3 protein-coding genes and 1 tRNA gene are annotated in these 3,779 nt (G+C 53.6%); 1 reads left to right on the plus strand and 3 read right to left on the minus strand.

The annotated features are described in order from the left end of the window. Window positions 1-193 precede the first annotated feature (193 nt). The 3 genes from pgsA to uvrY all read right to left on the minus strand — a co-directional run bounded on the left by pgsA (window position 194) and on the right by uvrY (window position 3,353). Complete coding sequence (pgsA, locus tag AC13CY_RS00090; protein ID WP_044628106.1) at window positions 194-742, minus strand: CDP-diacylglycerol--glycerol-3-phosphate 3-phosphatidyltransferase; 549 nt, start codon at window positions 740-742, stop codon at window positions 194-196. A 99-nt stretch (window positions 743-841) separates the two neighbouring features. Then, entirely contained in the window at window positions 842-2,656 is a 1,815-nt protein-coding gene (gene uvrC, locus AC13CY_RS00095; protein WP_483052164.1) for an excinuclease ABC subunit UvrC, read from the minus strand. 46 nt (window positions 2,657-2,702) lie between these two features. Further along, the gene (gene uvrY / locus AC13CY_RS00100; protein WP_213262232.1) at window positions 2,703-3,353 is read right to left on the minus strand and encodes a UvrY/SirA/GacA family response regulator transcription factor; all 651 of its coding nucleotides are present in this window, start codon (window positions 3,351-3,353) and stop codon (window positions 2,703-2,705) included. 175 nt (window positions 3,354-3,528) lie between these two features. On the opposite strand from uvrY, the gene AC13CY_RS00105 reads away from it, so the two are divergent. After that, window positions 3,529-3,604, plus strand: a tRNA-Ala gene (locus AC13CY_RS00105). Window positions 3,605-3,779 lie beyond the last annotated feature (175 nt).

Raw genomic sequence — 3,779 nt, forward strand, 5'->3', positions numbered from 1 at the left:
GGTTTTCCTTTTGGTTCATGGTGTTAGGGGTAACAACATGATACCGGCGGGAAAGCCCCCGATCTCGTTGATAGCACTGAAATTTTCAACGCTATTCAGGCAGTTACAGCACCACCTGTGGAAAAGTGGGGAGACGCTAGATCAATTTATCAACGGGTTCAAAGAGCTACTGTGCTGCTGACATTTATGCTGCCTACATTGAGCGACTAAGGTGCGGCCAAGCAGCTTTTAGATACTGAGCCATTGACCAAAGCGTGAGAGCAGCGGCAGCGTACAGAACAACCACGCCCAGTAGCGCGATTTCGTGCCCTGGCGGGAAGGCCAGCAGTACCAGAATGGCGACCATCTGCAGCGTGGTTTTTAGTTTGCCAACCCAAGAGACTGCCACCATGCCGCGTTTACCCATTTCGGCCATCCACTCCCGCAGGGCTGAAATAACGATCTCACGACCGATAATCACCAGTGCGGGCAGCGTCAGGATCAGCGTGTCGAAACGCTCAATTAACAGTGCAAGCGCCACGGCGACCATAAGTTTGTCTGCCACAGGGTCTAAAAAGGCGCCGAAGGGTGTCGACTGATTCCAGCGGCGGGCCAGGTAGCCATCGAGCCAGTCGGTGACCGATGCTAGGGCAAATAAACCAGCGGCAACCGGCATGCTCCAACTGAAAGGTAGATAAAACAGTACTACCAGTAGAGGGATAAAGACGATTCTTGCCAGTGTAAGTATGTTGGGTATATTCATCGCAGGGCGCGATCCTTGCCGGAGAATCATGAAAGTCGGAGTGTAATGTGCGGGTTATTCTATCCCCCTTAGCGCATTGCATCCATGTTAAGAACAAGTTTATCCATTCAGTGCCGTATAAATGCTCTCTGCGAGGGCTGCATTAATTCCGGGCACCCTGGCTAGTTCATCACGGCTGGCCTTTTGTACGCCCTGTAGGCCACCAAAAAAGCGCAGAAGTTCGCGCCGCCGTTTAGGGCCTATGCCAGGAATATCCTGCAAAGTAGACGTGCGTCGCGCTTTGTCTCGCGCTGCCCGGTGGCCTGCAATCGCAAAGCGGTGGGACTCATCGCGGATATGCTGGATTAAATGCAGTGCCGGCGAAGCCGGATCTAAAGGTAGCGGGTTATCGCTGGTCTCTAAGAAGAGAGTTTCCAGCCCGGCCTTGCGAGTGGTTCCTTTGGCAACGCCTAGTAGGATGATGTTGGTGACCGAAAGGTCGTTTAGTACCTCGCGTGCCATATTGAGCTGCCCTTTGCCGCCATCCACAATCAGAATATCGGGGGCCACTGCTTCTCCGTTTTTTACCCGCTTCAGGCGCCGCGTCAGCGCTTGTTGCATGGCGGCGTAATCATCCCCTGCTGCGATGCCTTCAATGCGGAAGTGGCGATAGTCACTTTTACGCGGGCCTTGGTGGTCAAACACCACGCAAGACGCCACGGTGGCTTCGCCCTGGCTGTGGCTGATATCGAAACACTCAAGCCGCTCTGGCAGTTTTTCCAGTCCCAGCGCTTTTTGCAGTGCCTCAAACCGCTGAGTGAGCTGGGTTTTATTGGCCAGCTGTGATGCAAGCTGCTGCTCGGCGTTGGTCATGGCGAGGTGCTGCCATTGGGCGCGATGCCCGCGCACTTGGCTTGCTACTCTGACTTTTTTGCCTGCTTGCTGAGAGAGGGCATCGGCAATCAGAGTGCTATCTTCCAGCGGGAGGCTAGTAATTACTTCTCCGGGTACGTTATGCGGCTGGCCAAAATAGTATTGACTAACCACTTCGGTCAGCAGCATTTCTGGCGGCAGGTCTAGATCATTCTTTGGCGTATGGTGCCGAGCGCCCAGTAGACGACCATCACGCACGCTCAATATGGAGATGCCGAGTGCGCCAGGGCGTTGGGCTAAGGCGAAAACGTCTGCGTCGCCGCTCTCGTTATCCACAAACTGGCGCTGCTGCAGCTGGCGTAGCTGCTGGATTTGGTCACGCAGGCGTGCGGCCTCTTCAAAGTGGAGCGCTTGGCTGGCTACTTCCATCTCTTGGGTTAATAGCTGGGTCACGTGCTCGCTTTTGCCTTCTAGGCACATCACCGCATGTTCCACATCCCGGCGATACTCCTCTTCTGAGATGTAATCAACACAAGGGGCGCTGCAGCGCTGAATTTGATACTGCAAGCAAGGGCGAGAGCGGTGGGCAAAAACACTGTCTTCGCAGTTACGGATGCGAAAAATTTTCTGCATCAGTGTCAGGCTCTCTTTTACGGCCCCGCTGCTGGGGTAGGGACCCAGGTAGCGGCCATCGTCGCGACGCTGGCGTGCTCGCTTATATTCCAAAGCGGGGTAGGGGTGGCGGTCAGTGACAAACACAAACGGGTAGGATTTATCATCCCGTAGCAGGATGTTGTAGGGCGGGCGAAGCTCCTTAATTAATGTTTGTTCAAGCAGCAGTGCTTCGGTTTCGCTACGGGTGACCGTAATTTGAATATCGGCAATGCGTGCCACCATCGCCTGGGTTTTGGTATTGAGCTGGCCGCGGAAATAGCTTGCCAGTCGTGCTTTCAAACGCTTCGCTTTGCCGACATAGAGCGTGTTTTGCTCCTCATCCAGCATGCGGTAAACACCGGGTGAAGTGCTGACAGAGCTTAAAAACTGCTTGGCATCAAAAGTCATAGCTGGGCATTGGAGCTCTTAAACGGCAGAAGCTGCGATGGTAGGCCTATCCCATAGTGGCGTCAAAACCTTCGACTAGACCGTGGCGTAAGGCGAGATGGGTCAACTCGACATCACTGGTGACATGTAGCTTATCAAACAAGCGATAACGGTAAGTGTTAACAGTTTTAGGGCTAAGGTGTAGACGGTCAGAAATATCTTGTACTCGCTGACAGTTGACGATCATCAAAGCAATTTGTAGCTCGCGATCAGAGAGCTGGTTAAATGGGCTATCTTCGTCAGTGAAGTGGGCGAGTGCTAGCCGCTGTGCAATTTCTTGGCTTATATAGCGCCCGTTGCGGAAGACTTGGCGAATGGCATCGGTCATTTCCACCGCATCAGTCCCTTTGCTTAAAAAGCCCGATGCACCGGCTTCAAGCATGCGCCTCAGGACGCTGTCCTCTAAGTGGGCGGTAAGAATGATAACCTTAATGTCAGCCAGGGTGCGATGAATACGCCGTGTGGCTTCTAGCCCGCCGATACCCGGCATACGAATATCCATGAGGACAATGTCGGGCTTTAGTTGTCGGCACTGGGCGACGGCGCTCTCTCCATCATCCACTTCGCCCACAATTTTAATATCGGACTCTTCGTTTAGCAGGTGGGCGATGCTGGTTCTCACCAGGTGGTGATCATCGGCAATTAAAACGTTGATCAAAGGTCTGGCTCCTGCAGGTAATCATCGTGGACTCAAGCGATACGCACGCTGCGAACCTATAGAGTGCCACAGCTCTCAGCAAAGGAGAATTAGATGATGCTGGTTTGCTTTAATGCTTGACTCTTACAGTGCTGTGAATTAGTATTCGCCCCGCTGCACGAAACTGGCAGCATGTGGGGCCTTAGCTCAGCTGGGAGAGCGCAACACTGGCAGTGTTGAGGTCAGCGGTTCGATCCCGCTAGGCTCCACCAATATTTCTAAACGCTACGTTATTTATAACGTGGCGTTTTTTTATGGTGCGCCAGGCATGGCGCGCAGCGCCAATTAGGCGCTATCCGGTCCGCCGTGGTGGTTGGCCGGATGACTTGGGGGTGAAAGTCCCCTACGGACCCTGATAGCGGGAACCGTTAGCTGAACAGCAAGGGT

The organism is Vreelandella sp. L-15 (assembly GCF_056857635.1).